Here is a 26,330-nt window from a genome sequence, read left to right as displayed (position 1 = left end):
CTCGGTGGTCCCCTCGCAGGGTTCGAGACCGTCCAGAAAGTCGTAGCGATGTACGCGGGCAGTGAAAGTGCCGCGCTTCGTGCTAGCCAGTACGGTGTGCACTCCATCGTTCTTGTTTTTGAGTGACGAAAGCACTTCCGCACTTGTCGGTGGTCGGGGTACAATGTGCATGTTGGTTCCGTTCGTAGGGTTCGGTTTCCGGCAGTCGCCCTCGAACCTGGTGCTGGAACACCAGGACAATTCGGGGGCGTTTTCCTTCTCGCAAATGCGGTTTTTCGCTGCGGTGTGTTTGCGTGTCGACGTGACGGAGTCCGTCATGCCGCGTCGGTCGTGTCGCTCTCGAGGAGAGCAATGAAATCGTCGATCGCCTGATCCGACACCAGACGGCGGCGACCCACCTTCACAGATCTGAGCTCCCCGGACGCGATGCGCTCGTAGACGGCTGTGCGGCCGAGGCTCGTCCTCTCGCAGACGACGTCAATGCCGTTCAATTGCGCCATGTTTCTCCTGTCCATGTTCCGTAATGGAACAGATACGAGTCCGAGTTGGTGACAATCACCACGGTAACACGAGTTCGCACGAACGACCCAGAACTTGTGCGAAGATGTTGCAATGCCGAACATCGACAGGGAGGCGAGGCGCTGGCAACTCGACCTCGCAGCACGCGTAGGTCAAGCCGTTCGCTACTGGCGCGATGACGTCAGGGGGTACTCCGCGTCTCGGCTGAGCGAGAGGTGCGCCGACCTGGGCTACCCGATTTCGCGCGTTGCCGTGTCGAAAATCGAGAACAACGTGAGGGCGGGAAAGCTCGAACTCGCCGAGCTCATGGTCCTGGCGCGGGCTCTTGACGTGTCACCCGTGCAGTTGGTGTACCCGTCTCTGCCCTACGGGGGTGTCGAGAACACACCCGGCGCAGAGGAGCGGTCGCTGGACGCGTTGATGTGGTTCGTAGGCCGCGGGCAAGTCCACTACCGCCTGCCGGATCCGCAGCTTGCGGAGATCGCCGGCGAGGAGGTGACCGATGAACATCGAGCCCAGCATGAGGAAAATCAGAGATACGCAGAGGCCACTCGTTCCATGCATCAAATAGACGTCCTGGTCGAAATGGAGTCGGCGTTAGACCGTCTAACCTCACAATTGAGGCACCCCTCATTCTCCGGAAAAGATGACGATTCAGTTGCGCGGAGAGAAGCTATTGGCGAGAAGCTTAGTAGCGTCGTGGGCGCGATGGGAGAGCTACTCGACGACTTCAAAAAGGCTGGCATGACAGTCGATTGGGTAACGGAGCTCCCCAAATGACCCGACAGCAATTGCCCCCACAGATCAAGAAACTGCAGGTGCAGGAGCGTGGCACCGCCGCGCCGGTGACTCGTTACCAGGTTACGGTCGACGCAGGCGTCAACAGCCTCACGGGTAGGCGTCAGCAGGTGCGTCGGCGATACCGGACGGAGCGTGAAGCTCGTGCCGCACTAGCCGAGATCGGCCATCAAGCAACCACCGGACAATTCGTTGCGAAGTCCACGGTGACCGTGAAAGCCCTGTGCGACAACTACGTTGCGGGTAAACACCGGTTAAGAGAGACGTCTCGGTCCAAGCTGCTCTACGATCTGGCGCCACTCATTGAGCGACACGGGGCAATGCTGGCGCAGCGTCTTCGAAAAGAGCACGTTGATCAGCTTGTAACCGACCTTCGGAGCGGCGGAACCCACACCGCGAAGGGGCGCGTACGGCGGCCGTGGGGGTCTGCGGCCGTCAACAAGTTCGTCTCGACGGTGTCCCAGGTGCTCGGTGACGCGGCTCGCCAGGGTCTCGTTCCGCGCAATGTGGCAGAGCATGTCGATCGGGTGGAGCAGGACAGTGAGGGGATAGAGACCTACACCGAGGCGGAGGTGTCGGATCTGCTTTCGGCTATCACCGGCGATCGACTGGCGCACGCGTGGGAACTGGCGTTGTCTGGCCTTCGGCGTGGGGAGGTGGCGGGCCTGCGGTGGGCTGATGTCGACCTGGACGCCGGGATCCTGCGAGTGACGAACAACAGGGTGTCCGCGGGTGGTCGGACTGTGGAAAACGCGCCGAAGTCGGCCGCGTCTGCCCGTGAGCTGCCCATGCCGGAACGCATGGTTGCCGTACTGCGTGCCGGACGAGCACGTCAGGCGAAGGAGCGGCTCGCGCTTGGCCGCGCGGGTGGCGACTGGGAGTACGTCGTGTCCAACGAGGCTGGGAGCCCGTACTCGCCGGCGGTTCTGTCGCGATACTGGCGGGACACCGTAAAGGGGGCCGGTATCCGACACATCAAGCTCCACGCGGCTCGCCACACCTGCGCGACGTTGATGCACCTGCAGGGCGTGCCCGTTGCCCTCATCGCAGCCTGGATAGGGCACAAGGACGCATCTCTCACTATGCGCGTCTACGCCCACAGCCAGAACGAGGCACTCAAGGTTGCTGCAGCGAGTTTGAATCGGGTTGTGACACCTCGTGACACTGGCACGGAGTGATCGAACAGTTCGAACAGCGTTACCGCTGGTCAAGGTGGAGCCGATGACGGGAATCGAACCCGCGTATTCAGCTTGGGAAGCTGATGTTCTGCCATTGAACTACATCGGCGCGGCACCCGTGAGGTGCGCAGCGACCAGATTAGCAGGGCGAACATGGAGGCAGACGCTGCCGGTCTATAGCCTTCTGGGCGTGCTGCTCTCCGATCGTGACATCAAGGCCGAGGTCGACGCCGGGACGCTGGGTATCGAGCCGTACGACGAGGCGATGGTGCAGCCGTCGAGTGTCGACGTTCGACTGGACGGCCTCTTCCGGGTGTTCGACAACTCCCGCTACACCCACATCGACCCCAAACTGCGCCAGGACGAACTGACGACGCTGGTCGAACCCGCCGAGGGCGAGCCGTTCGTTCTCCACCCGGGCGAGTTCGTGCTGGGGTCGACGCTGGAGCTGACGACGCTGCCGAACGACCTCGCGGGCCGGCTCGAAGGCAAGTCGAGTCTGGGCCGTCTGGGACTTCTCACACACTCGACGGCGGGCTTCATCGATCCGGGCTTCAGCGGCCACATCACGCTGGAGCTCTCGAACGTCGCCAATCTGCCCATCACGTTGTGGCCGGGCATGAAGATCGGGCAGCTCTGCTTGTTCCGTCTCTCCAGTCCGGCGATCAATCCGTACGGCAGTTCATCGCTCGGTTCGAAGTATCAGGGACAGCGCGGGCCGACCCCGTCGAAGGCTTATTTGAACTTTCTCCAGTAGACCTCCGGTTTGTTTTCACGGTCCGCTACATTGCTATGCCCGGTTTGAGGCTCTACTATCGGTCGGTACGTTCCCCCGACAGCCGATGGTGGTGATCCATGATGCGCTCCGACACGGAAACGTTCGGTGTCTCCATGAGCACCGGGTGTGTACGTGGAGTGGTCGTGGACGGCGGGGGCCGTCTGGTCGAGGCGCGGACGTCGTTCATCGACGCCCTGCATCCGCTGACCGATGCGTCGACTGCTGCTACGGACATGTCCGCCGAACTGGGATGGGCCCGCGACGCGCCCGTCATGGCAGTGGGCGGTGACCCCGAGGACGTGTACGGACCGGGCGGCGTCCGCCTGATCGGCGAGTGCGATGCCTTCCTCGCTGCGGCTCGCATGGACGGCTGCCTCGAATTCGCCCGCACCGTCGCCATCGTGGACCTGGGTCGAGTGGGCACCCGTGTGCACGTTCTCGACACCTCCACGGGCGAGTTGTACTTCAGCGCCGGCACTGCGGAACTCAGCGGTGACGCCATCGATGCTGCTGTCGCCGAGTACCTCGCGGCCACGTTCGGCGCTGCCGAGAAGATGAGCCCTGCCGCCGTGCAGAACCTGGCTCGGGACAGCGTCGTCGCCAAGGAGATGCTGTCGGACGAGCGCGCAGTCGACCTGTCCGGGCCGTTCGTCGTCGATCCGGTTCGGTTGCGCCGCACGGACTTCGAACTTCTCGTCGCTCCGTTGCTCGCAGAGTTCCTGGGCCATCTGGGCGATGCGGTCGCGCAGGGCGTCGACGCCGTGCTGCTCGTCGGCGGCGGTGCGCACATTCCCTTCCTCCAGCGCGTGGTGACCGAGCACGTCGCCGTCCCGATGGTCGTCGCCCGGTACCCGCAGCACTTCGCAGCACTCGGCGCGGCGCACCTGTCCACGGTGATCCCACCCGCTCCGGTGAGCGCGCCGATCCCCGTCCCGGACCAGTTTCCGGCCGACGACTCCGTCACCACGGTGCTCACGCCGGTCTCGCGTGCGGTTCTCCCCACACCGCCACCCGCGCGATCGTCCGTTCCCGTGCGTCGCTCACGGCCCGCACGGCGTCGGCGCCGCTCGCGTGTCGGCGTGGTCGTGGGTACGTCGGCGCTCCTGGCGGCCGTGACCCTCGGAGCCGCAGCGGCAGCGTCGGGCCAGTCGGAGGACGTCGACGTGCGGTCGGCCGATCGTGTCGTCGTGACCTCCTCCGTCTCCCCGACGACCGCCGAGACCACGACGCCTGATACCGAATCGCCGCAGGCGCCGCCTGCCACGACATCGGTGGAGCCGTCGACACGCACCTCGACCACCACCACGACATCCGTCACGGACGTGGCCGATGCGCCGTCGACCACCACCGTCGCCGAGCCCACGCCGCAGAGTCGCCGGCCCGTGGCCGCCCCGACGCAACCTCAGGAGGCGGCTCCAGCAGAGGAGGAGTCGCCCGTGACGACGACGCGTCGACCGAACAACCGGCCCACCACGTCGGCAGTGACGACCACGTCGCCGGCCCCCAGTTCAACTACGACCCGATCCACAACCACGGCCCCGGCGTCCAGCTCGACCGGAACCGGCGCCCAACTGACCGTCACCACACGACCGAACGAACGAACAGAAGGGGGAGAGACGTGCACATCGTGCTGGGTATCTCGGCGACTGCCGATGACGTGACCGCGGCACTCGTCGACGTCGAACTCCCGCATCTGGGACCGGTCGACGAGCGGGTCACCGATCTCGGGGGCGACTCCGCGGCCGTGGGCTCCGCCGTGGCCACGGCGGTCGGGCTGATGCGGCTCCGCGCCGCTCGTGCCGACCTGCCCGTCTGGGGAACTGCCGTACTCCTCGAGTCGCCGGCGCTGCGCGAACCGATCGCTCGCGCGCTGGCCGATCAACACATCGGCGACGTCACCCTGGTCGACGCCGTCGACACCGACCTGTCGTATTCGCCTGCCGTCGCCGTGGCGGTGTCGTCGGATGCGGTCGTATCGGACGCGCAGACCGGACCCATACCTGTCGTTCTCGCGCTGCTCGAGCCCGTTCCTGCGGACACTCGACGTGGTTACGCGGTGGTCGGAGCCGGGATCGCGGCGGCCGTCATCGCGGGATCGTTCGCCGTGTGGGCCGTCACCGGTGCGCGCGACGCCGAGATCGCCGGTGTGACGCGGACCGGGGCCGACTCGGTCGCCGAGAGCGACACGACCATCGAGCCGAATCCCGCGGCGCCCGCCTCGTCTCCGGCTCGGCCCGCGCCCTCTGCGCCGGGTTCGACGCAGCCGGGCGTGCCGGCCACCACGTCGAGCGACGGCCTGGTCATCGATCCGGGCCCTCTCGGTACCGGCGCAGCGCAGGCTCCCGCTGCCGGCTCCGCGTCGCCCGCTGCGCCGCGGCCGAGGCCGGCGTCGCCGTCCGGTGGGTCGTCGACGCCGAGTGCGACGGGTACGGACGACGAGCCGACCGCAACCGGCGGGTCGGGCTCCGGTGGCTCCGGTACCGGCAGCACAGGGTCGGGCGGCACAGGCACAGGCACAGGGACCGGCGGCACAGGTTCGGGTACAGGGACCGGCGGATCGGGCTCGGGTACCGGCACAGATGGCACGGGTACCGATACCGGAGGCGGGCCGGTCGTCACCGACACGGATCCGGCGCCGGAGCCCACCACGCCCGACCCCTCCGACGGGCCGGCGCCCGACGGAGGCTCGTCCGACGCGGAGTGAAACCGTCGGCTCGTAGTGAAACCAACCAAAGATCGTGCGGAATGCTGGAGAACCGACCTTTTCCCTGTTCGGCAACATAGGCTGCGAGTACGAACAGGTACGAACGGGGCAGGTCATGCGAGCAGTGGTCGGAATTTCTCTCGGTGCGTCGGCAATCCGGGCAGCAGTCATGGACCCGATGGGCCGCGCGCTTCTCGGCACCGAATCCGTGCCGGTGGTCCGCGGACGTGACCGGTTGGAAGTGGCGGTCGAGGTCGTCGATTCCGTCTGCGCACGGCACGGAGCCGACCGCGACAGCGCAGTCCTGGTAGTCCCGGACGAGCCCTGCTCCCGCATCGGAACCATCGCGCTGTCGATACATTCCGGCGGCTGTGTCCGGCTGGCATCCGAACTCGGAGCGCAGTTGATGTACCTGCGCATGCGGGGTCTGGTCGAGGCCGGATCTACCGTGGCCATCGTCGACATGGGCAAGAGCGGGACGTCGGTGTCCGTCGTCGATGTCGCCACCGGCTTCGTACAGGACGCCGCGTGGACCGACAGGTTCCGTGGCAGCGCTTTCGCGGACAGCGTGCGGGAACATCTGCTCTCCGCATACGGAACGTCGGACCCGTTGTCGCCCGGCGACTCCCAGTCCTTGACCGACGGCGTGGAATGGGCGATGGAGATGATCGCCCTGCATCGCGTCGTGCGTGTCAGCGGCCCGTTCGTCGGTGGCACCGTGAACGTCTGGCGCACCACCGTCGATCGCTTGATGCTCGACTACGTCTCCGACGCGGCGGACTGGGTCAGCGATGTCGTACGTCGGGGGCCGCGGCAGGTCGACGCGGTCGTACTCGCCGGCGGTCCGGCAAATCTTCCGTTACTCCGCGGCGTGTTCGCCCGTGAATGGGGTTCGTCCCTCGTCATGCCGCAGGAACCGCAATCCATCGCGGCCACCGGCGCGGCGTTGTTGGCTGCGCGACGGTCGGGTTCACCTATCAGCGGACCGATCCGAACAGTCGAGTCGCAGCCCCGTCACGCCGCACTCGTCGTGTGACCGTCAGCGTGAGACGGAGCGGTCGCCCACCCATCGCATGACGACTGTCGTTCCCTGATCCGTCGTCTCGACGGATGCCTCGTGTGCCAGGGCATGGATCAGCGGGAGACCTCGTCCGCGGCGCGGGTCGTCGGCGCTGATCGTCCAGATGCCCTGATCTGTCACGCGGATCACGACGCTGCCCTCGGGGCCGAACTCCGCTCGCAGGTCGATGGTGCCCGGACCGCCGCTCGGCGCGTGGTCGTAGGCGTGCTCGACGCCGTTGGCCAGTGCCTCGTAGGTGGCGAGCGTGATGTCCTGGCAGGTGTCCTCGTCCAGACCGCATGTGCGCAGCCATCCGAGAACAGAAGTGCGCACCGCTGTCAGTCGAGCGGCGACGGCCGGAATGGCGTTCATCACCAGGTCGGACGATGGATCACTCGTGGCGGTAGCGGGCGCTCCGGCCGATATCGAGGTGATCACAGACCCTGTGTACCCAGAGCGGGCGATTTATCACCTCGATGGCGCACATCACTGCTGGGGACCGAGTGTGCGCCGCACACGTAAGGGGAGTGCGACGCAGACCGTCGCGAAGAGGCAGGCGGACACGGCGCCCGCGACCACCCCTGCCACCGGACCGACGACCAGGCCGAAAATGATGATCGGGACGCCGGACATGGCGATGCCGAGAAGGACGAACCCGATGATGGCGAAGCGGTTCGCGTAGTCGACGAGTTGTCGGAGCGCTCGGCGACGGAAAAGGATTCTGTGCAATGCCACAGGAGCGACCAGCAGAATGGTTGAAGTCACGGAAGCGCCCAAAGTGACCAGGTAGATCACCTGTTCGTACGTTCGCAGCTCCGGGAATCGAGCCTGGAAGGGAAGCGTCAACAGGAATCCGGTGAGCAATTGGATGCCGGTCTGGACGACACGCAGTTCCTGCAGCAGGTTCGACCAGTTCCGGTCCAGCCGCTGAGTGTCCGTCTCGTTGCGCTCGCGAGCGTTCCACTCGGAACCGCGAAGGCTGTCGTCCGCCGTCATTGGCCGATGATACGTCGACCGTAAATGGTCGGGGTGGCTGTTTCCGAGGCGGTAAAGTGTGACCTTCTCGGTTCGCGTGAAACATTGTCTCGTCCGTGACCGATACGGGCGGGGAACAGGTACGAATCACTGAAATATCGTCGATCGGTTGTCCAGGATTGCGGGGTCCTGCGGAAGAACGGAAGTGCGATGCACAGGACTGCGGCCAGGCGCCAGAGCGAGTCCGCGCGCCACTACGTCGACTTCTCGGTCAGCGATCCGGCCCTGAGCACGCTGACATCCCTCGCCGCCACGACCCTGGGTTTCGGTCAGGCCATGGTCAACATCCTCGACGCCGACACTCAGTACACGTTGGCGCAGAGCAGCGGCGACACGATGGCGCTGGGTCCCCGATCGACTGCTACCTGCGCGTTCGTCGTCGACAGTGCCGGCCCCGTCGTGGTTCCCGACGCTGACCGCGGTCGATTCTCCGCCGATCCCGCGCACGCAGCAGCGTCCGAGTCGGTGTTCGCGGCATCGTGCGGTTCCTACGTCGCCGTCCCGCTGTACGGCCGTGAGGGCCTCGTCGTGGGCACCCTGTGCCTCGTCGACGACGATCCGCACCCGGCGGACGAGTACACCGTCTCCACCCTGCTCGAGTTCGCTCGACTCGTCGAGACGCACCTCGACGGCATGCGTGCGCGCGGCCGGTCCCTGTTCTCGCTCCGCGACCGCATCGTCGCCGACGCGGTGATCGCCGGCGAGATCGTGCCGTGGTTCCAGCCCGTCGTCGACCTCGAGTCCGGCACCGTCACCGCGGTGGAGGCGCTCGCGCGCTGGCACCGGCCGACGAGCGACGGAACCGACATCACGGTGGTGAGCCCGGCGGACTTCCTCCCGTCGATCGAGGGCAGCGAGCTCGAGATCGACGTCGACCACGCCGTGCTTGTCGCTGCGCTGGTGAGGTTCGAGTCCTGGTTGGCCGAGGACGTCGATCTCCACGTCAACCTGTCCGCTCGGCACCTGGTCACACCCGATGCCGTGCAGTTCCTCGTGGGCATCGTGAACCGGTCCGCTGTTCCGGCCGGTCGCGTCGTCTTCGAACTCACCGAGACCCGGTCGAACGCCGATCGAGCGCGAGCTCACGACTTCGTCGTCGCGCTGCAGGCCGAGGGCTTCCGCGTGCTGCTCGACGACATCGGCATCGGCTTCTCCTCCCTCGAGCGACTGATCGAGTATCCGGTCGACGGATTCAAGATCGATGCGGCCATCGCGAGAACTCTCGGTACGCCCGCCGGCGACTCCCTGGTGCGCGCGCTGGCAGGTTTTGCGACCGATACGGACCGCACTCTGGTGATCGAAGGCATCGAAACCGACGCTCAACTTGCATCCGCTCGGCGTAATGGGTGCACACGCGTCCAGGGTTTTCTCTACTCTCGTGCGGTACCCGCGTCCGATATCGGTGTTCTTCTGGGTTGAAACGCCGACAGCGCGGGTATCTAGGCCTTCGCACGTCCGACGCCCGCAGGAGAATGACGAGAACATGCGCAATGCCTACACAGTGCAACTCGACGAGTTGAACGCTGATCTCTGTGCACTCGCGGACGCTGCCGAGTCGGTCATGCGGGATGCCAGTACGGCGCTGCTCGATGTGAATCTCTCCGTCGCGGAGAGTGTCATCGCGCGCGGTGAGTCGCTGGGTGCGCTGGGGGCGCGGTGCGAGGATCAGGCCGTGACGGTTCTGGCATTGCAGGCGCCGGTGGCCGCGGATCTGCGTCGCGTGTTCTCCACCGTGCGCATCAGTAGTGATCTGGCACGAATGGCGGGATTGGCTGTCCACATCGCCGAAGCAGCGCGTCGCCGTTTCCCGGAGCCGATCGTCCCGGATCACCTTGCGCCCCAGTTCCGCGAGATGAGCGACCTGTGTCTGCAGATGTCGCGCAGCATCGTCGAGGCGTTGCGCACCAACGACCTCGACACGGTCGGTTCGCTCAGTGCGCAGAACGACAGAGTCGACGCATTGAAGACAACGGTCATCGACACCGTATCGCTGGACGAATACGGGCACGATGTGATGAACGCCGTCGACATCGCCCTTCTCGGTCGGTATTTCGAGCGATATGCCGACCAGATAATCGATGTGGCATCGCGAATCGTCTTTTATGTCAGCGGTCGGAAAGAATTGGTCCGGCCCATTTCGGACGACCTTTGAGTCCAATATATTAATTCTGTGAAAACAGGCGATGTGATCCATCGCACTGTGCTTGTCTGGGCGGGTTGTCCGGTGAGGCAATAGGGTTTCGACAGTGCATCACCGCACTCGACCCCGCTGCCGAGTCCAGAATCGAGGCCGAACGTGATTGCTCCGAGTCCTGAGCACGGCGCCGAGCGGTCGGTTGCTGCCCTGACTCGGACGAGGCGAGTCCGTCGACCGTCGTCACGTCGAGAGTGGGAGCGCGGGTACATCCATCGCGTTCGCGTCACCGACGTGACGGTCGTCGTGGCCGCGGTCGCCTGTGCGCAGTTGGTTCGCTTCGGCACCCCCGCCCGGGAATCGGTGATGGCCGCGTTCAACTACACCGCCGTCTCCGTGATCCTCGCCGCGACGTGGATCGCCTTCCTCGCCATCTTCCGCACCCGCTCGCCGCGGGTGCTGGGATCCGGCGCGGAGGAGTACCGACGAATCCTCTCGGCGACGTTCCGGTTGTTCGGTCTCGTCGCGATCGTGTCGCTGCTCTTCCGAGCGGAACTCGCGCGCGGGTATCTCGCCATCGCGCTTCCGGTCGGGTTGGCGGGATTGCTCACGACTCGATGGCTCTTCCGCCGGCACGTGGCCAAGGCCCGGCGTCACGGCCGGTATCAGACCGCCGTGGTCATCGTCGGCAGTCTCAGCTCCGCCCTGTCGATGGCCCGATCGTTCAGTCGCGACGGTTCCGCCGGGTACTCGGTCGTGGGTGTCTGTCTTCCCCGGACGCAGCTGGTGGACGACGAGCAGCTGTCGGTGGACGGACTCGAGATTCCCGTGCTGGGCACGGAGCAGGACGTTCTCGACGCGATCGAGGTGTCCGGCGCGGACACGGTCGCCGTGACGGCCACCGACCACATCGGCCACGACGGTATCCGCCGGATGGTGTGGGACCTGGAGAAGAAGAACGTCGACCTGGTCGTCGCTCCCGGCGTCGTCGACGTCGCCGGCCCGCGCCTGCACATGCGTCCGGTGGCGGGTCTGCCGCTCATCCACGTCGAGAAGCCGCAGTACAACGGAGCCAGCAGGTTCGGGAAGACGGCCTTCGACCTGGTGTTCGCGATCGCGGCCCTGACACTCGTGGCGCCGATGCTTCTCATCGTCGCCCTGCTGATCAAGCTCACGAGCAGGGGCCCGGTCTTCTACCGCTCGGAACGGATGGGGCTGGACGGCAAGCCGTTCCAGATGATCAAGTTCCGCTCGATGGTCCAGGATGCGGACACCAAGGTCGCCGACCTGCTGTCGCACAACGACAGCGTCGGCGGGGTTCTGTTCAAGATGCGCGAGGACCCGCGCGTGACCACGGTGGGACGGGTCATGCGGCGGTTGAGCATCGACGAGCTTCCCCAGTTCTTCAACGTGGTGCGGCGCGAGATGTCCGTAGTGGGTCCGCGTCCGCCGTTGCGCCGCGAAGTCGAGACCTACGACGGCGACGTGCGACGCCGGCTGCTGGTCAAGCCGGGTCTCACGGGTCTGTGGCAAGTCAGCGGGCGGTCCGATCTCTCCTGGGAGGAGTCGGTGCGCCTGGACCTGAGTTACGTCGAGAACTGGTCGATGACCGGTGATCTGCTCATCGTGCTCAAGACGTTGAAAGCTGTCGTCAGCAGCGACGGCGCGTACTGAGGTCAGACCCCGTCGATCGAGTCGACCACGGCGACGGCCGCGTCGTGAAGCGTCGTTCCGTTTCCGAACGCGAGATCGTTCAGGGCACTCACCGCTGCCGGTAGGTCGCAGTCCCGACGAATCATGAGGATGCCGATCGCGAGATCGATCACGACGCGTGCGTCCATCAAGTCCTTCACGCGGTCGGCGGCGCGGCGCCACGACGACTCGAGGCCCAGCGTCGTGAGGGACGCGCAGAGATACGTCACCAGCACCGCGATCACGTCCTCGCACACGTGCGTGGGCGCGACGCGAGCCGTGTTCCTGCTGTAGAGATTCACGGTGCCCAGGGTGTCGGCCGACTCCGACAGGACCGGGTACGCCGTGATCCGACCGATGCCGGCCGATCGCGCGAACCGGGCCAGGACGGACCACGTTCCGTCCAGGTCGTCGACGGACATGTCGACGACGGTTCCGGTTCGCAGGGCACGCAGGGACGGGCCGTCGCCGATGTCGTACTGCGCGCGGTCCAGGGACGACGACGACTGGTCGGTGGCGGCCGCCGTGAACGGGCGAACCGTGTCGAAGGCCAGCGTCACGGCGGCGCTGTCCACTCCGGGTACGTATCGGACGGCCAACGCAGAGACTCGTGCCGCGAGTTCCAGGACGTCGTCGGCGCTCTCGATCCGGATCGACAGCGCGTCGGCGAGGGACTGCGCCACATCGCCGTCCGCCCGGAGCAGACGGCGGAACGCGTCGGATCCCAACGGGTCCGGTCGATCGTTGTCGACAGGGTCGGAGCTCATCGCGTTCGGCTCTCTGTCGGTGCGGTGTCCGGTTCGGACGATACGCCGGTCGTACATTGTGATCGATGTGTTCTCGTTACGGTTGGATGATGGTACGTCGGGCATCCTTGCCGAAGAATCGGCATGGAGAGCACGGCGATCGAGCGTCGACGAGCAAGGAGCTGGCACAGGCATGACGAAAGGGTCCGGTGGAGACGACGACGCGGACGGGTCGTTGGCCATCACCGACATTCCCGACCTCTGCCGCAGCGTCGTCTCGCTGGTGGACGTGGACGGCGCAGCGATCACGGTGATGAGCGGCAACACCCGTGAACTCGTCTACGCGACCGATGCGGTCGCCCAGTACCTGGACGAACTGCAGTTCACCACCGGTCAGGGCCCGTGCGTCGATTCGTTCGACCGTGGCACGTCCGTCCTCGTCGCGGATCTGGACACGGAGGCCGAGGAGCACTGGCCCGGGTTCGCCGCAGACGCCTCCAACGGGGGCGCCTCCGCCCTGTTCGCATTTCCCCTCCGCGGAGGGTCGACGGTCTTCGGCGTGCTCGAGCTGTATCGCGCGTCGACGGGTGCACTGAGCGAGGAATTCGCAGCACTGGCCCAACTGACCGCCGATGCCGCAGCCGTCAGCCTTCTCGAGGCGTTCGCCCCGAAACTCGGCCACACGGTGGACAAGTGGGGCTCGCCGGACATCAGCTCGCTGGGCGATCACCGCACCAGGCCCTACGTCAATCTGGCAGTCGGCATGATCACCGTGCAGTTGAGAGTCTCTCCGACCGAGGCGCTCGCGCGCCTGCGTGCCGCCGCGTACAGCGCGCGGAGGCCGGTGGACGACCTGGCTCGCGAGGTGGTCGAACGCAAGGTTCGCTTCTCCGCCGACGACACCGCTTCCGACTCGACGACGAAAGGACAGCCGTCGTGACCCTTCCTCCGACCTTCGATCGACAGGATGTCGACACCTCGGGCGACGGTCCCGACAACCCGTCGCCCGTCGTCGTCCTCGCCGAGCTCACCGGTCATCTCAGCTCCGGCGTGGACATCTCGTACGTCCTGCACGTCGTGGCGACTCGAACGCGTGACGTGCTCGACGCGGCGGCGGTGTCCGTCGTGATGGACGCGGCATCCGCACCGGACGGCCACGACTTCGACCTGGTGTCGGTGGCGTCCAGCGGATCGGTGGACAGGTCGCTGTCCGTCACGGGTCCGGCCACGATGTGCGTCCGGACGGGCGCGGCGGTCCTGGCCGACGATCTCGAGTTCTCCCCGGGGTGGTCGTCCACACGGTCGGCCCGTGGCGGTCCGGCGGAAGCGCCGCGGCATTCGTGCAGGCAGTGGCGGACCTGACGGCACTCGCGGTGAGTGCCGACACGGACGGCGAGGAGCGCCTGTCGGCCGAGGCCCGGCGTCGACGCCGGGTTCTCGACGATTCCGCCGTCATCGATCAGGCCATCGGGGTGCTCGCGGAGCTTCGAGGTGTCGACATCGCGACCGCGACCACCATGCTGGTCGTCGAGGCACGACGCACGCTCGTACCGCTGTCGGAGCGAGCGCGCGCCATCGTCGCTTCTGCCGTCTGACTTTCGACTCACGCGAGCACGCGGAATTGCTCCAGCGAGGAGACAGGTCGGGCCAGTTTCGAGCGCCCAGCCGCGGGTAACGCAGCGCCATGATCGACTCGCGACCCGACGACACGTCCGTTCTCGCCGGTCCCCGTGCGCTCCGGTACGCGATGAGACTGATGGGCCCGTCGATCGCGGCGGGAGTGATCCTGCGTCGCCCGGCAGCTATGGCGATGGCAGAGAAGGTGGGTGCCGACGCGGCCACCCTGTCCACGATGCGGGAGCTCCGCCAGGCGCACGGATCGGCGCCGGTGCAGCTGAGGATGCCCGGACGCACCATGGCCGTCGTGCTCGACCCGGCCGACGTCCACCGAGTTCTCGTCGAGTCGCCGGAGGACTTCACGGCGGCGAGTCGGGAGAAGATCGGGGCTCTGGGGCCGTTCCAGCCGCACGGGGTGCTGATCTCCCGAGGCCGGGTGCGTGAGCAGCGCCGCGCCCTGAACGAGCACGTACTGGACACGCCGCAGCCGATGCATCATCTGGCGGTGCCCTTCGTGTCCGTGGTGGACGAGGAGGTGGACACGCTTCTGTCCGGCGCATCCGGCACCCTCACTGCGGACGATCTGCTGCGGATGTGGTGGCGCATCGTGCGCCGCGTCGTGCTGGGCGCCTCCGCCCGCGACGACGAGCAGGTGACCGATCGTCTGCGTTCTCTGCGCGGAGAGGGCAACTGGTCGTACTTCGGCCCGCGGCGACGACGGCTGAAGGACGCGTTCATCGACGATCTGTACCGCTATGTCGCTGCGGCGGAACCGAATTCGCTAGCGTCGGTCATCGCCGAGGCGCGGGTCGGTGGAGCAGTGGACCCGGTGGGTCAGATCCCGCAGTGGTTGTTCGCCTTCGACGCCGCCGGGATGGCCGCGGTACGGGCACTCGCGTTGATCGCGGCACACCCAGAGGAGGGCGAGCCGGCACGGGACGAAGCGAATTCGGGAGACGCGGGTCGCCCACGGGAGCTCCCGTACCTCAGGGCCTGCCTTCTCGAATCGCTGCGGCTGTGGCCGACGACCCCGGCGATCCTGCGGGATTCGACCGTGGACACGCACTGGTCGGGTCCCCACGGGACCCGCTCGATCCGGGCCGGGACGTCGTTCGCGATCCTGGCGTCGGGCTTTCACCGCGACGACGAGGCGCTCCCGTTCGCGAATCGGTTCACCCCGCGCATCTGGCTCGACGGCACTGCGGAGAAGTATCCCCAGTTGGTCCCGTTCAGCGCGGGTCCTGTGGTGTGCCCGGGTCGGAACTTGGTGCTGATGTCCACGTCGGCGATGCTGGCGTTCCTGCTCGCCCGCGCTCGGGTTCGCCTGTCGCGGCCGATGACGACCGACCCCCTGCCGCCCACCCTGAACACGTACTGCGTGGAGTTCGCACTCGACGCCGTCACCGACACCCCCGGAAAATGGTGACCAGCATGACCGACCACGACGAGTCCCTCCCGTCCATCGCCGACGCCACGGTGGAACAACTCGGCGGGCGCACCAGTGTCCTTGCCCGGCAACGCCGTGACCACATCGAACTCGACGAGCTTCTCAGGCGTCTGGACACCGCGACGGGCCGCGAGCGCGCCGATACTCTGACGGCGTTGTGCCGCTTGGTGTTTCCCCATGCCTTCGCCGAGGAGTCGGTGCTGTGGCCGGCGATCCGGAAATGGTTGCCCGAGGGGGAATCGTTGACTCTCGAGATCGAGCAGGAGCATCAGGAGATCAACGAGTTGTTCTCCGAGCTCGAGGTGCGCGGCCACGAGTCACCCGAGGGTAGGGAACTGTTCGATCGCATCACGGTGCTGCTGCGCGAGGACGTGCGCGACGAGGAGGACCGGCTGTTCCCGATGCTGCGCGCCCGCCTGAACGACACCCAGCTGCAACGGCTCGGCTATGCGTGGGAGGCAGTGCGGCGAACGGCGCCCACCCGGCCACACCCGGTGGTGGCGCGTCGCCCACCGGGCAACGTGCTGGCGGCGCTCCCGCTGACCGTCCTGGACCGGGCCCGCGACGTGCTGGACACGACATCGCGTCGGACCGGGGGAGCGGCGACGTCGGCCACGTTGCGACGCACCAGCGACATACTGCGGCGAGCGGCCGGGGTCGTCGAGCACGTCCCCCCGTTGACTCGGGGAGATGACCCGTCTACCCGTTCGAGCCGACGCGGTCGTGGACGGTCATGAGCAGTTTGCCCAACTCGCCGGCCAGTGACTCGGGAGCATCGCCGAGCGCGGCGATGTCCGAGATCAACTGCTCGCACAGTGCCCGCACCTTGATGTTGGTCTGCTGAGAACGCCACAGCAGCAGATCGAACGCCTTGTCCGCCGAGACGTTGAGCCCGAGCATCAACGCACCCTTCACCTGCTCGATCGCGGCGCGCGATTCCAGGGCTGCGGCGTAGTCCTGTGCCTGCCGGTTCGCGTGGCCGTACTGCTCGACTCCGGTCAGGACGGACTGGGCGGCGTTGATGTAGATGCGCATGGCCGTCTCGTCTTCCGAATCGAACCGGTGGCCGCTGTGGCTGTAGAGGTTGAGCGCACCGACGTACGTGTCACCCGCCGTGATGGGCGCGGACAGGAAACTGGTGATGTCCACGTCGGCCACATCGGCCGCGAAATCGGGCCAGCGGCGCTCGGCGTCCGCGAGATCCGCACGGACCAGTTCGCGGGTCAACGACGACTCGATGCACGGACCCTCGCCGTGCCGGTACTGAGCGTGGTCGACCGTCAGCACGAAGGGGCCGGTACTGGCCACGGTCTCGGGCTTTCCGCGACGGAACACGGTGATTCCGGCGGCGTCGGCGTCCGAGATCGCCGAGACGACGCGGGTGCAGATCGTCGTCAGTGCGACGTCCTCGGGCTGGTGGGACGAGCGAACCAGATCGAGATCCTCGATCGCGGCGGCCAACGACGACAGTGCCGTGTCGTCCGCGATCCGGCGTGCGCTGTCGGTCATATCGCCTCTCCTCACCTGGTGGAGCGTCGATCGTCCGAACTCTGAACGCCGATCGGAGACCACCGTACCTCCGACCACCTGTCCGGTTATGATTGCCGCGAAGGCGACACCTCGCCCGGCGTCCAGCAGTAGGCGTCGGCACTTGTGGGTGTCGCCTTTTGTCGTCCCTGTCTGCAGGAACGACTGACATCGCAGACGAAGGGATCATCACCTCACATGAGCAACGACGGTCGGCCGGCGAGCGCCGATCACCTCGATCTGGTGCGCACGCTGGCTGATCTGGCGCGTGAATTCGGGAGCTCACGGCAGGTGCGCACCACCGACGATGTGCTGGACAGCGTGTTGTCGGTGTCGATCGAGCTGGTCGAGCCGGCGGACCACGCGTCGGTCGGCTCGGTGGGCGGCACTGCGACTAGTGCTACCGGTTTCCCGAGACGGGCCACGAGTGATGGGGCGTCGACGCTCGACGACGTCCAGGTCTCGGCGGGGGCGGGACCGTCCGTCGAGGTGCTCTCGACCGTCGACGAGGAGCCGACCGCGATCGCCGGATCGGTCGAGCGGTGGCCGGCACTCGCGGAGACGGCGACGACGTACGGTGTCCGGTCCATCGCTGCGGTGCCGATGTTCACCAAGGAGCGCACGCTGGGTGTGTTGACGCTCTATTCGGCATCCGAATCCGCGTTCGGTGACGACGATCTGACGGTGGCGTCGGCCGTGGCAGCGCACGCGGCCATCGCGCTGCAGGGTGTGCAGAAGGAAGCGCAGTTCCGATCGGGTCTGGCGTCGCGGGACATCATCGGCCAGGCGAAGGGAATGCTGATGGAACGGTTCGAAGTCGATTCCGTCCAGGCGTTCGAGATGTTGTCCCGGTTGTCGCAGGACAACAATCGTCCGTTGCATCTGCTGGCGGCGGACATCGTCGAGGCCGGAGCCAAGCTACGTCAGGAGTCGACCTGAGGTAGCTCCGCCTCGAGCCGATCCAGCAGCGCTTCGAGAGCTTTCTCGAATTCCGACAGTGCGAGATCCTTGGACAGCTCGGCCCGCATCCGGATGATCGTCGGAAATTCGGACGGGTCGATGTCGTCGTCCTGCCCCGTCTCCGGCTCGTCGACGGGGCCGATCGAGACCCCTTTCGCGGACACCTCGAGCAGCAGGTTGCCCATCAGGAAGCTGGTGAACGACCGGTACGCCGCCGCGGCGGCTGCGTCGTCGAAACCCCAGTCGACAAGGCTCGCGAGGAAGTTCTCGAGCCACCGCACGCTGCGCAGCGGTGGGCGCACCCACGGCGCGCTGTGGGGGCGAGTGGCGATGAGGGGAAAGATCTCGGGGTGCTCGAGCGCCATCCTGCGGACTCCGTGCGCGAGCCGCTGCAGGTAGTCCTGCCAGCTGACGGCGCCCTTCATCAGGACTTGTGGATCACTGTCCAGGTCGTCGATGACCTGGTCGACTATTCCGTCGAGCAGATTCTCCTTGCCGGGAAAATAGTGGTAGAGCGCCATGGCCTCGACGCCGAGGCGCGCGCCGAGTCGTCGCATCGTCAGGTCACCGGCGCCGTTGTCGTCGATGAACGCGATACCGGCTCGAAGAATCACGGTGCGGGTGAGCTGCCCGCGACCGGCAGGCATGGAGACAGCCACGACTCACCCCTTTTCTCGAGACGATGTGTGGCCGACTCTAGGCGTGTTCTGGCACGGTCTCTACATGAGCACGGTTCCGATGTCCGTTCACGACGCCATCGCCGCACGTCGAGACGTGCGCGCGGAATTTTCCGGGGAGGTGGTGGCCGACGATGTCCTGGAGCGCATCCTGACGGCGGCGCACCGCGCTCCGAGTGTCGGCAACACCCAACCGTGGGACTTCGTGATCGTTCGGAACGAGGACACGTTGAGGCGTTTCGCAGCCCATGTGGCGCAGTGCCGGGCGGACTTCGCGGCCTCACTGCCCGCGGACCGTGCTGAGACGTTCGACCCGATCCGGGTGGAGGGGATCGTCCCGAGCGGTACCGGGATCGTCGTCACCTACGACGAAAGTCGCGGCGGTGACCACGTTCTCGGACGTGCGACGGTGCGGGACACGGGTCTGCTCTCGGTGGCGTTGGCCATCGAGAACCTGTGGCTCGCGGGGGTCGCGGAGGGCATCGGTGTCGGGTGGGTCTCGTTCTACGACGAGGAGTTCCTCCGCGACCTGATCGGTGCGGTCGACGTGCGACCCGTGGCGTGGCTCTGTGTCGGCCCGGTGACCGAATTCCAGGAGGTCCCGGACCTCGAGCGATTCGGGTGGCGTCCGCGGCGTGCCCTGTCCGAGGCGATCCATCACGAACGGTGGGGACGCCAGGGTTAGCGTGTGGGCGTGATGTCCCCGACTTCCGCGCGTGTGGGTGCGGTCACACGCCGTGGGGTCCCGGTGTGCCCGTCCGATGTGCGTGTCGCCGACGCGGCCGCCGCGATGACACGGGCGCACTCGCACACCGCGATCGTGTCGTACCCGGACGGGTCGCGGGGTGTGTTGACGGACGGCGATCTGCGCCGACGAGTGGTGGCCGCCGGTCTCGGCTCGGACGTTCCGCTCTCTGCTGTCGCGTCGACGCCCGCCGTGACAGTTGCCGCCGACCTCCCGGTGCGCGACGCCGCCGGTGTGGCGTTGAGCGCCGGGGTCCGTCGTCTGGTGGTGCTCGACGCGGGCGGCGCCGTGCTGGGTGTGGTCGACGACGCCGATCTGATGTCGCCGGCGCTCCGACCGGGTATCGCGGTGCGCGCGGAGATCGCCCGTGCTGCCGACGCGGATGCGCTGATCGCGGCCTGTGCGCAGCTGACGCCGATCATGCTGTCGCTGTGCGACTCCCGTGTGCCGACGTCCGAGGTGATGATGATCCGTTCCGTCGTCGCCACCGCGGCCGTGCGTCGGGCGGCCGAACTCCTGGGAGACGACGCGTCCTCGTGGCTGGTGTCGGGCAGTGTCGCGCGCCGCGAGTCGGCGTTGTCGTCGGATGTGGAGACGGCCCGGGTCGCCGGTGACGGCGGGGCATCCGGCGAGAAGGTGCACGCACTGCTCGCGCAGTGTGGTCTCACCGCGGATCCCAACAACGCGACGGCGGCGTCCCGGCGTTTCGTCCGCACCCGGGAGGAGTGGTCGACGGCTGTCGACGGCTGGGCACGGGATCCGTTCGACGACACCGGGTTGGTGATGCTCTCGCTCGCTCTCGATGCTCGACCGGTGGTGCCGGGCAGCTGGGGCCCGGCGTCCGCCGCGGTGTCCGCGATGACGGAACAGCCCCGTGTGCGCACTCTGCTGTTGCGGGAAGCGACCGAGAACCGGCCTCGGGTGAGCGTGCGGGACAGGATGTTCCGACGCGCCGAGGTGGTCGATGTCAAGGCCGGGATCCTCGCTCCGATCGTCGACATCGCGCGGTGGGCCGGCGTGTCGGCCGGATACGTCGGTCATTCGACCCTGGCTCGCCTCGCCGCGGGTGCCGACGCGTCCGTGCTGTCGGCGGACGACGCGGCGGTGTTGGCCGAGTCCTTCGAGGTGGTGCAGCGCATCCGTCTCCGCCACCAGTGCGATGCGGTCGCTGCCGGCGATCCGGCGGACGATCTGGTGCGTCCGTCGGAGTTGACGCCGCTGGATCGCAGCTTGGTGGGCACGGCGGCGCGAGAAGTCTCCGGGGTGGTGCGCGCGTCCGCGTACCTGGCCGGATGAGACCGTCACGGGACGCCCCGGACGTCGTCGCCGGTCTCGATCGCCGGCAGTGCCATGCGCTGGATCAGGCCGTCGCTGCCGAGCAGCTGGAGGGGTGGCATCCCACCCGGGACGACCTGCTGCTGCTCGCGGCGGAATGCCGCGGGGACGAGGTGCTCGACGGTGTGCGCACTTCGGTTCGCGGAGACGGTAAGATTCGTGAATCGCGTTGGGCTGCACTGCGTCCCGGCCGCGCGCCGTATCTGATTCCCGGGTCGACGATCCTCCGGAACGAGCTCGGGCTCCAGGACGCGGCCGCGTTGCACCGCGCCGAGTCGATCCTGACGGCCATCAGGCTCGTCCGATGCCACACCGACAGGGCGGACCCTCTCGTCGAGGACGGCATCCACCGCCTGATCGCGCTGCACCGCTACCTCTTCCAGGACGTGTACTCGTGGGCCGGGCAGGTCCGGACGGTCGACCTGTCCAAGAACGGCCACTCCTTCACCCGGGCGTCCGCCGTGTGGGACGTCCTGATCTCGATCCACGACGCTCTGCTCGCAGCGCCCTGGGAGTCGGCGGATCTCGGCGAGTCGGCGTACCTGCTCGCACGGACGTACGCGGAGCTCAATCAGGCACATCCGTTCCGTGAGGGCAACGGCCGTACGGGCACGATGCTGCTGCATCTCCTGGTTCGGCGGAGTGCATTCGACCTGGACCTGACGGCTGTCGACCGGGCGGACTGGATTCAGGCGTCCCGCGATTCGGCGCCGTTCCGGCAGGCCGGTACACCGTCGCCGAGGCCCTTCATCCCGATCTTCCGGCGTGCCCTCGTCCCTCGCGAGGGTTAACAGAGATGCAACATCGTCGACACCGGCGAGACCTTCGCGTCCGATTAACTATCACTCGACAGTTAAGCCACCCCTCCTGATGGAGAACACCATGAGCCAGGCCGTGCTCCCACCCCCGTCGGACCGTCGCGCAGACGGCGACTCCGACGATCTGCTCGAGTTCGGGTACGAACAGCAACTGCACCGCAAGCTGGGTAAATTCGCCTCGTTCGCGGCCGGGTTCTCGTTCGTCTCGATCCTGACCACGATCTTCCAACTCTTCGGCCTGGGCTTCAGCTTCGCCGGCCCGGCGTTCTTCTGGGCCTGGCCGGTGGTGTTCGTCGGCCAGTTCATGGTCGCGCTGTGCTTCGCCGAACTGGCGGCGCGCTACCCCATCTCCGGCGCCATCTACCAGTGGTCGCGGCGCGTGGGCGGCGAGATCACCGGATGGTTCGCGGGGTGGTTCATGATCATCGCGCAGATCGTGACGGCCTCCGCCGCGGCGATCGCGCTGCAGGTGGTGTTGCCGAACGTCTGGAGCGGCTTCCAGATCGTCGGCACCGATACCGCGCTGACCTCGTCCGACGGTGCCACCAACGCCGTCGTGCTCGGCACGATCCTGCTGGTGATCACCACGACCATCAACTCCATCGGCGTCAATGCGATGGCACGCATCAACTCGATCGGCGTCACGTGCGAGATCGTCGGCGTCATCGCGGTGATCGGGGTGTTCTTCACTCACGCCCAGCGCGGACCCGACGTCGTCTTCGACACCGGCGGTGCCGCAGTCGATTCGAGCTACATCGGCGCATGGATCGTCTCCGGCTTGATGGCCGCCTACGTCATGGTGGGCTTCGGCTCGGCGGGCGAGCTGGCCGAGGAGACCAAGAATCCGCGCCGCGTCGCCCCACGCACCATCCGGCTCGCCCTGTCGGTGTCGGCACTCGGCGGTGGCCTCATGATCATCGGCGCCCTCATGGCAGCGCCCAGCCTCACCGACGGGGAGCTGGCGACGCAGGGACTGCCCTACGTGCTGAACTCGGTGCTGTCCTCGCCGTGGGGCACCGTCCTCCTGGTCGACGTCGCCATCGCGATCCTCATCTGCACCCTGGCAATTCAGACCGCCGCATCACGCCTGATGTTCTCGATGGCTCGGGACGGTCGGCTGCCCGGCTCGCGCATCCTGGGCAGCGTCAACAAGACGACGGGCACCCCCATCGCCCCGGCCGTCGTCATCGGCCTCGGCTGTGTCCTGGTCCTGGTGGTCAACGTGGGCAACTCGGCGATCTTCTCCACCCTCGCCAGCGTCTGCATCGTGCTCATCTACCTCGCCTACATGATGGTGACGGTGCCGCTGCTCCTCCGCCGACTGAAGGGCTGGCCGCACCGCACGTCCCAGGTCGACTCCGAGGGCAAGCCCCTGTTCACGCTCGGATGGCTCGGACTGCCCGTCAACATTCTCGCCGTCGTCTACGGCGCCGCCATGGTGATCAACCTGTCCTGGCCGCGGTCCGAGATCTACGACCCGTCCGGCGACTTCCCGCTGCTGCGCTGGGCCGCCCCGCTGACGGTGCTGGCCGTCGTCGCCGTCGGTGCGCTCTGCTTCCCGCGCGGCAAGAGTCACCCCAACCCGATTCCGACAGGAGCGAACGCATGACCGCCACGACCACCGCGGCTCGCGAGCACGCCCGTGCACAAGCCCGTGAGATCACCGATTCGATGCCCGTCGTCCCGGCATCGTTGTGGCCGAACGAGATCGACGGTACCGACGCCGCGTCGTTGATCTGGGCGGAAACTGTTCCCGGAGGCCGGTACACCACCAAGGTGCTGCAGCGCGGCACCCGGCTGCGGCTGCGGGACGTACACGGACGCGCCTGCGCACACGTCATGCTCCACCGTGCCGATGCTCCGTGGGAGCGTCTCAACGCGGCCGACACCGTCAAGGTGCCGTGGCAGGCGTACATGGGCGTCGGGCATCCACTGCTGTCGGACCAGGGCCGCGTCCTCGCGACCGTGCTGGCCGATACCTCCGGTCGGCACGACGCGCTCTGCGGAACGACCACGCTGCTGACCAACACCGACAAGTACGGCGACGGCTCCGCCTACTCGGCATCGCCGGCCGGACGGGAGGTGCTGGTGCTGGCCGCCCTGAAGAACGGTCTGGGCCCGCGCGACGTGCCGCCGACCGTCAGCTTCTTCCACGGCGTCACGGTGGACCCCGACGGCGCGCTGCGCAGTACCGGATCCGCCGGGGCGGGAACGATCGTCGACCTGATCGTGCACCTTCCGGTCATTGTCTCCATCGCCAACACGGCCCACCCGGTGGACCCGTCGCCCACGTTCGACACCACCTCGCTCGAAGTCCTGGCATGGCCGTCGCCGCAGGATCTCGAAGAGCTGCCGAACACCGATCCCGAATACCTCCGCGCCGTCGCCAACACGGAGGACACGTACGCAGCAGGAGGCTCGAAATGACCGCAGCAGTACAGGAACTGGCGCTGGTGGCCGGCCGGGTGATCCTCGACGAGGTCGCGCCTGCCCGTGGCCCGTGGTCGGCTGTCGTCCGCGCCGGAGACGTCCTCACGATTCTCGACCTCGAGGGCAACCAGGCCGTCGACACGCTGGTCTACGGCGCCGAGGACCACAGCGTCCGCTACAGCGCACCCGCGACGATGGTGGGTCAGGGCAACGTCTACCTGAGCACCGGAACAGTGCTGCGCGACAGCGAGTCCCGGCCGATGATGACCATCGTCGCCGACGAGGTGGGCAACCACGACACCATCGGTGGCGCTTGCTCTCAGGAGTCGAACACGCTGCGCTACGGCCATCACACCAAGCACCAGCACGCCTGCGTGGAGAACTTCATCCTCGAAGGCTCGCGCTGGGGCCTGGGCAAGCGCGACATCGTCTCCAACATCAACTTCTTCATGAACGTGCCGGTCGACGCGGACGGCACCCTCGGCATCGTCGACGGGTTGTCCGCGCCGGGCAAGCGCCTGGCACTGCGCGCGGAGATCGACTCGTTGGTGCTGATCTCGAACTGCCCGCAGATCAACAACCCGTGCAACGGTTTCGACCCGACGCCGGTCCGCCTCATCGTCACCAGGCCCGACTCGTGACCGTCACCGTCGAGCGCCCCGGCATGCTCACCACCATCCAGGACTGGCCGGGACGTGTCGGCTACTGGAAGGTGGGCGTTCCGCCGTCGGGACCGATGGACGACCTGTCGCTGCGACTGGCCAACATCGCCGTCGGCAACCCGGAGGGCGCCCCCGCCCTCGAGACGACGATGAGCGGCCCGGCCCTGCGTTTCGACGACGAGACCGTCGTGTGCGTGACAGGTGCCGATGCGCCGGTCACGGTGAACGGGATTGCCGTGGAACGGTTCACACCCGTGACGGTGCCGGCCGGCGGCGTGCTCGACGTCGGCCTGGTCTCGGGCGCCGGACTGCGTATGTACATCGCGATCCGCGGCGGTGTCCTGGCCGAGGAGTACCTGGGCAGCGCGTCGACCTTCACGCTGGGCACGTTCGGCGGCAAGGACGGACGCGTGCTGAAGGACGGCGACGATCTGGAATTGGACACGCGCGCCGTCGGTACACCGGCCTCCGTTCCGATGGAACACGTTCCGGCACTGACCCATGCGTGGCAGCTCGCGGTCACCGAAGGCCCGCACGGTGCGCCGGAGTTCTTCACCCGTGCCGACATGGACACCATCCTCGGCACCGACTACGAGGTGCACTTCAACTCCGACCGCACCGGTGTGCGGCTCGTCGGACCGCGGCCGGACTGGGCCCGCACCGACGGCGGCGAAGCCGGACTGCACCCGTCGAACATCCACGACAACGCGTATTCCGTCGGCGCGCTGGACTTCACGGGCGACACCCCGATCCTGCTCGGTCCCGACGGCCCCAGCCTCGGCGGATTCGTCTGCCCGGTGACGGTGGTCGCGGCCGACCGCTGGAAGCTCGGTCAGCTCCGCCCCGGTGACACCGTGCGCTTCGTGCCCATCGAGGTCGCGGCGGCAGCATCGAAGAACACCGTGGGTCTCGCCCGACGTGCATCGCTTCCCGTCGTCTTCTCCCGCGGCGGCGACGGAGACGACGGAGTCATCGCGCGCCGCGACGGTCTCACCCCGGTGACCTACCGCCGGTCCGGCGACGACAACATCCTGGTCGAGTACGGCGAGATGTCCCTGGACCTCGCGCTGCGGGCCCGGGTGCACGCGTTGCACGAGGCAGTCCAGGAGATCGGTCCCGCAGGACTGGTGGACCTCACTCCCGGCATCCGCTCCCTGCAGGTCAAGGTCGACCCCGACGTGCTGCCGACCGGGAAGCTGTTGGACCTGTTGCTCGAGGCGGAGGCGGCACTTCCGGACACGTCCGAGCTCAGCGTCCCCAGTCGTCATGTGCGGCTGCCGCTCTCGTGGGACGACCCGTCGACACGCGAAGCTATCCAGCGCTACATGCACGGTGTGCGCTCCGACGCGCCGTGGTGCCCGTGGAACATCGAGTTCATCCGCCGCATGAACGGTCTGGACTCGGTCGACGACGTGTACGACACGGTGTTCGACGCCGAGTACATGGTCCTGGGTCTCGGAGATGTAGC

Annotated in this window: 28 protein-coding genes and 1 tRNA gene; 22 read left to right on the top strand and 7 right to left on the bottom strand. The window is 67.0% G+C overall.

Annotated elements, in window-relative coordinates:
• Positions 1-314 precede the first annotated feature (314 nt).
• Entirely contained in the window at positions 315-500 is a 186-nt protein-coding gene (locus tag RU01_RS03320; protein ID WP_231568582.1) for an excisionase family DNA-binding protein, read from the bottom strand.
• 112 nt (positions 501-612) lie between these two features.
• On the opposite strand from RU01_RS03320, the gene RU01_RS22020 reads away from it, so the two are divergent.
• Together RU01_RS22020 and RU01_RS03310 are read left to right on the top strand one after the other, a co-directional pair.
• On the top strand, positions 613-1,299 hold the full coding sequence (locus tag RU01_RS22020; RefSeq protein WP_052493108.1) for a helix-turn-helix domain-containing protein: 687 nt from the start codon (positions 613-615) through the stop codon (positions 1,297-1,299).
• Positions 1,296-2,495 (top strand): tyrosine-type recombinase/integrase, encoded by a 1,200-nt coding sequence (locus RU01_RS03310; RefSeq protein WP_042573084.1) that lies wholly within the window; start codon positions 1,296-1,298, stop codon positions 2,493-2,495. The genes RU01_RS22020 and RU01_RS03310 overlap by 4 nt, the downstream gene beginning before the upstream one ends.
• Positions 2,496-2,530: 35 nt before the next feature.
• On the opposite strand, the gene RU01_RS03305 is transcribed toward RU01_RS03310, so the two are convergent.
• Positions 2,531-2,604 (bottom strand) — tRNA-Gly (locus RU01_RS03305).
• An 81-nt stretch (positions 2,605-2,685) separates the two neighbouring features.
• Here RU01_RS03305 and dcd point away from each other — a divergent pair.
• From dcd to RU01_RS03285, 4 genes are all read left to right on the top strand, one after another.
• Positions 2,686-3,252: a dCTP deaminase gene (gene dcd, locus RU01_RS03300; RefSeq protein WP_042573083.1), complete on the top strand. Its 567-nt coding sequence runs from the start codon at positions 2,686-2,688 to the stop codon at positions 3,250-3,252.
• A 98-nt stretch (positions 3,253-3,350) separates the two neighbouring features.
• Positions 3,351-4,934 (top strand): Hsp70 family protein, encoded by a 1,584-nt coding sequence (locus RU01_RS03295; RefSeq protein WP_042573082.1) that lies wholly within the window; start codon positions 3,351-3,353, stop codon positions 4,932-4,934.
• Positions 4,892-5,977, top strand: coding sequence for a hypothetical protein (locus tag RU01_RS22015; RefSeq protein ID WP_052493107.1), 1,086 nt, complete (start codon positions 4,892-4,894; stop codon positions 5,975-5,977). The genes RU01_RS03295 and RU01_RS22015 overlap by 43 nt, the downstream gene beginning before the upstream one ends.
• Positions 5,978-6,092: 115 nt before the next feature.
• Positions 6,093-7,013, top strand: coding sequence for an Hsp70 family protein (locus RU01_RS03285; protein ID WP_156148774.1), 921 nt, complete (start codon positions 6,093-6,095; stop codon positions 7,011-7,013).
• A 3-nt stretch (positions 7,014-7,016) separates the two neighbouring features.
• Here RU01_RS03285 and RU01_RS03280 read toward each other — a convergent pair whose 3' ends face one another.
• Together RU01_RS03280 and RU01_RS03275 are read right to left on the bottom strand one after the other, a co-directional pair.
• Positions 7,017-7,475 (bottom strand): ATP-binding protein, encoded by a 459-nt coding sequence (locus RU01_RS03280; RefSeq protein ID WP_052493105.1) that lies wholly within the window; start codon positions 7,473-7,475, stop codon positions 7,017-7,019.
• Between the two features lie 48 nt (positions 7,476-7,523).
• Positions 7,524-8,033, bottom strand: a complete 510-nt coding sequence (locus RU01_RS03275) for a DUF6328 family protein (RefSeq protein WP_042573081.1) — start codon at positions 8,031-8,033, stop codon at positions 7,524-7,526.
• A gap of 189 nt (positions 8,034-8,222) precedes the next feature.
• On the opposite strand from RU01_RS03275, the gene RU01_RS03270 reads away from it, so the two are divergent.
• From RU01_RS03270 to RU01_RS03260, 3 genes are all read left to right on the top strand, one after another.
• Positions 8,223-9,491, top strand: a complete 1,269-nt coding sequence (locus RU01_RS03270; protein WP_042573080.1) for a sensor domain-containing phosphodiesterase — start codon at positions 8,223-8,225, stop codon at positions 9,489-9,491.
• A 64-nt stretch (positions 9,492-9,555) separates the two neighbouring features.
• Complete coding sequence (locus tag RU01_RS03265; protein ID WP_042573079.1) at positions 9,556-10,224, top strand: phosphate signaling complex PhoU family protein; 669 nt, start codon at positions 9,556-9,558, stop codon at positions 10,222-10,224.
• Positions 10,225-10,368: 144 nt separating this feature from the next.
• Positions 10,369-11,880, top strand: coding sequence for a sugar transferase (locus tag RU01_RS03260; RefSeq protein ID WP_082042856.1), 1,512 nt, complete (start codon positions 10,369-10,371; stop codon positions 11,878-11,880).
• Between the two features lie 2 nt (positions 11,881-11,882).
• Here the strand turns inward: RU01_RS03260 and RU01_RS03255 are convergent, their stop codons facing one another.
• The gene (locus RU01_RS03255) at positions 11,883-12,665 is read right to left on the bottom strand and encodes an ANTAR domain-containing protein (RefSeq protein WP_197074676.1); all 783 of its coding nucleotides are present in this window, start codon (positions 12,663-12,665) and stop codon (positions 11,883-11,885) included.
• 172 nt (positions 12,666-12,837) lie between these two features.
• On the opposite strand from RU01_RS03255, the gene RU01_RS23055 reads away from it, so the two are divergent.
• The 5 genes from RU01_RS23055 to RU01_RS03230 all read left to right on the top strand — a co-directional run bounded on the left by RU01_RS23055 (position 12,838) and on the right by RU01_RS03230 (position 16,445).
• The gene (locus RU01_RS23055) at positions 12,838-13,584 is read left to right on the top strand and encodes a GAF domain-containing protein (protein WP_052493104.1); all 747 of its coding nucleotides are present in this window, start codon (positions 12,838-12,840) and stop codon (positions 13,582-13,584) included.
• Complete coding sequence (locus RU01_RS23050; protein ID WP_052493103.1) at positions 13,581-14,006, top strand: hypothetical protein; 426 nt, start codon at positions 13,581-13,583, stop codon at positions 14,004-14,006. The genes RU01_RS23055 and RU01_RS23050 overlap by 4 nt, the downstream gene beginning before the upstream one ends.
• A gap of 11 nt (positions 14,007-14,017) precedes the next feature.
• Entirely contained in the window at positions 14,018-14,239 is a 222-nt protein-coding gene (locus RU01_RS23045; RefSeq protein ID WP_197074675.1) for an ANTAR domain-containing protein, read from the top strand.
• A gap of 89 nt (positions 14,240-14,328) precedes the next feature.
• Positions 14,329-15,687 (top strand): cytochrome P450, encoded by a 1,359-nt coding sequence (locus RU01_RS03235; protein ID WP_042573075.1) that lies wholly within the window; start codon positions 14,329-14,331, stop codon positions 15,685-15,687.
• 5 nt (positions 15,688-15,692) lie between these two features.
• Positions 15,693-16,445, top strand: coding sequence for a hemerythrin domain-containing protein (locus tag RU01_RS03230; RefSeq protein ID WP_042573092.1), 753 nt, complete (start codon positions 15,693-15,695; stop codon positions 16,443-16,445).
• Here RU01_RS03230 and RU01_RS03225 read toward each other — a convergent pair.
• Positions 16,408-17,217, bottom strand: coding sequence for a GAF and ANTAR domain-containing protein (locus RU01_RS03225; protein WP_052493102.1), 810 nt, complete (start codon positions 17,215-17,217; stop codon positions 16,408-16,410). The two genes, RU01_RS03230 and RU01_RS03225, sit on opposite strands and share 38 nt — an antisense overlap.
• Before the next feature lie 216 nt (positions 17,218-17,433).
• Between RU01_RS03225 and RU01_RS03220 the strand changes: the two genes are divergently transcribed.
• Positions 17,434-18,174: a GAF and ANTAR domain-containing protein gene (locus tag RU01_RS03220; RefSeq protein WP_042573074.1), complete on the top strand. Its 741-nt coding sequence runs from the start codon at positions 17,434-17,436 to the stop codon at positions 18,172-18,174.
• On the opposite strand, the gene RU01_RS03215 is transcribed toward RU01_RS03220, so the two are convergent.
• Positions 18,159-18,854 (bottom strand): TetR/AcrR family transcriptional regulator, encoded by a 696-nt coding sequence (locus RU01_RS03215; RefSeq protein ID WP_231568581.1) that lies wholly within the window; start codon positions 18,852-18,854, stop codon positions 18,159-18,161. The genes RU01_RS03220 and RU01_RS03215 overlap by 16 nt on opposite strands.
• A 64-nt stretch (positions 18,855-18,918) precedes the next feature.
• Between RU01_RS03215 and bluB the strand changes: the two genes are divergently transcribed.
• The 7 genes from bluB to RU01_RS03180 form a co-directional block, all read left to right on the top strand.
• Positions 18,919-19,557: a 5,6-dimethylbenzimidazole synthase gene (bluB, locus tag RU01_RS03210; protein WP_042573089.1), complete on the top strand. Its 639-nt coding sequence runs from the start codon at positions 18,919-18,921 to the stop codon at positions 19,555-19,557.
• A gap of 12 nt (positions 19,558-19,569) precedes the next feature.
• On the top strand, positions 19,570-20,913 hold the full coding sequence (locus tag RU01_RS03205; protein WP_231568583.1) for a putative nucleotidyltransferase substrate binding domain-containing protein: 1,344 nt from the start codon (positions 19,570-19,572) through the stop codon (positions 20,911-20,913).
• Positions 20,910-21,743 carry a Fic/DOC family protein gene (locus tag RU01_RS03200; RefSeq protein ID WP_042573073.1) on the top strand — a complete coding sequence of 278 codons (834 nt, stop codon included), beginning with the start codon at positions 20,910-20,912 and terminating at the stop codon, positions 21,741-21,743. Before RU01_RS03205 ends, RU01_RS03200 begins: the two co-directional genes overlap by 4 nt.
• Positions 21,744-21,834: 91 nt before the next feature.
• On the top strand, positions 21,835-23,379 hold the full coding sequence (locus RU01_RS03195) for an amino acid permease (protein WP_042573087.1): 1,545 nt from the start codon (positions 21,835-21,837) through the stop codon (positions 23,377-23,379).
• Positions 23,376-24,197 (top strand): urea amidolyase associated protein UAAP1, encoded by an 822-nt coding sequence (locus RU01_RS03190; protein ID WP_042573072.1) that lies wholly within the window; start codon positions 23,376-23,378, stop codon positions 24,195-24,197. The genes RU01_RS03195 and RU01_RS03190 overlap by 4 nt, the downstream gene beginning before the upstream one ends.
• Positions 24,194-24,841 (top strand): urea amidolyase associated protein UAAP2, encoded by a 648-nt coding sequence (locus RU01_RS03185; RefSeq protein ID WP_042573071.1) that lies wholly within the window; start codon positions 24,194-24,196, stop codon positions 24,839-24,841. Before RU01_RS03190 ends, RU01_RS03185 begins: the two co-directional genes overlap by 4 nt.
• A gap of 23 nt (positions 24,842-24,864) precedes the next feature.
• The coding region (locus RU01_RS03180) for a 5-oxoprolinase/urea amidolyase family protein (protein ID WP_042573086.1) at positions 24,865-26,330 on the top strand (1,466 nt) is incomplete at its 3' end.

The organism is Rhodococcus sp. MEB064, assembly GCF_000834565.1.
Lineage (GTDB): Bacteria > Actinomycetota > Actinomycetes > Mycobacteriales > Mycobacteriaceae > Rhodococcoides.
The sequence above is the reverse complement of the archived record's forward strand: the minus strand, read 5'-3'. Positions and strand labels throughout refer to the sequence as shown.

Coding starts and splice junctions, on each gene's coding strand:
- RU01_RS03230 (WP_042573092.1), top strand. CDS start 15,693: ATGACCGACCACGACGAGTCCCTCCCGTCCATCGCCGACGCCACGGTG.
- RU01_RS03190 (WP_042573072.1), top strand. CDS start 23,376: ATGACCGCCACGACCACCGCGGCTCGCGAGCACGCCCGTGCACAAGCC.
- RU01_RS03285 (WP_156148774.1), top strand. CDS start 6,093: ATGCGAGCAGTGGTCGGAATTTCTCTCGGTGCGTCGGCAATCCGGGCA.
- RU01_RS03310 (WP_042573084.1), top strand. CDS start 1,296: ATGACCCGACAGCAATTGCCCCCACAGATCAAGAAACTGCAGGTGCAG.
- bluB (WP_042573089.1), top strand. CDS start 18,919: ATGAGCACGGTTCCGATGTCCGTTCACGACGCCATCGCCGCACGTCGA.
- RU01_RS03270 (WP_042573080.1), top strand. CDS start 8,223: ATGCACAGGACTGCGGCCAGGCGCCAGAGCGAGTCCGCGCGCCACTAC.
- RU01_RS03275 (WP_042573081.1), bottom strand. CDS start 8,033: ATGACGGCGGACGACAGCCTTCGCGGTTCCGAGTGGAACGCTCGCGAG.
- RU01_RS03235 (WP_042573075.1), top strand. CDS start 14,329: ATGATCGACTCGCGACCCGACGACACGTCCGTTCTCGCCGGTCCCCGT.
- RU01_RS03295 (WP_042573082.1), top strand. CDS start 3,351: ATGATGCGCTCCGACACGGAAACGTTCGGTGTCTCCATGAGCACCGGG.
- RU01_RS03185 (WP_042573071.1), top strand. CDS start 24,194: ATGACCGCAGCAGTACAGGAACTGGCGCTGGTGGCCGGCCGGGTGATC.
- RU01_RS03195 (WP_042573087.1), top strand. CDS start 21,835: ATGAGCCAGGCCGTGCTCCCACCCCCGTCGGACCGTCGCGCAGACGGC.
- RU01_RS03265 (WP_042573079.1), top strand. CDS start 9,556: ATGCGCAATGCCTACACAGTGCAACTCGACGAGTTGAACGCTGATCTC.
- RU01_RS23055 (WP_052493104.1), top strand. CDS start 12,838: ATGACGAAAGGGTCCGGTGGAGACGACGACGCGGACGGGTCGTTGGCC.
- RU01_RS03200 (WP_042573073.1), top strand. CDS start 20,910: ATGAGACCGTCACGGGACGCCCCGGACGTCGTCGCCGGTCTCGATCGC.
- RU01_RS03220 (WP_042573074.1), top strand. CDS start 17,434: ATGAGCAACGACGGTCGGCCGGCGAGCGCCGATCACCTCGATCTGGTG.
- RU01_RS22020 (WP_052493108.1), top strand. CDS start 613: ATGCCGAACATCGACAGGGAGGCGAGGCGCTGGCAACTCGACCTCGCA.
- RU01_RS03225 (WP_052493102.1), bottom strand. CDS start 17,217: ATGACCGACAGCGCACGCCGGATCGCGGACGACACGGCACTGTCGTCG.
- RU01_RS03320 (WP_231568582.1), bottom strand. CDS start 500: ATGGCGCAATTGAACGGCATTGACGTCGTCTGCGAGAGGACGAGCCTC.
- RU01_RS03255 (WP_197074676.1), bottom strand. CDS start 12,665: ATGAGCTCCGACCCTGTCGACAACGATCGACCGGACCCGTTGGGATCC.
- RU01_RS03205 (WP_231568583.1), top strand. CDS start 19,570: ATGTCCCCGACTTCCGCGCGTGTGGGTGCGGTCACACGCCGTGGGGTC.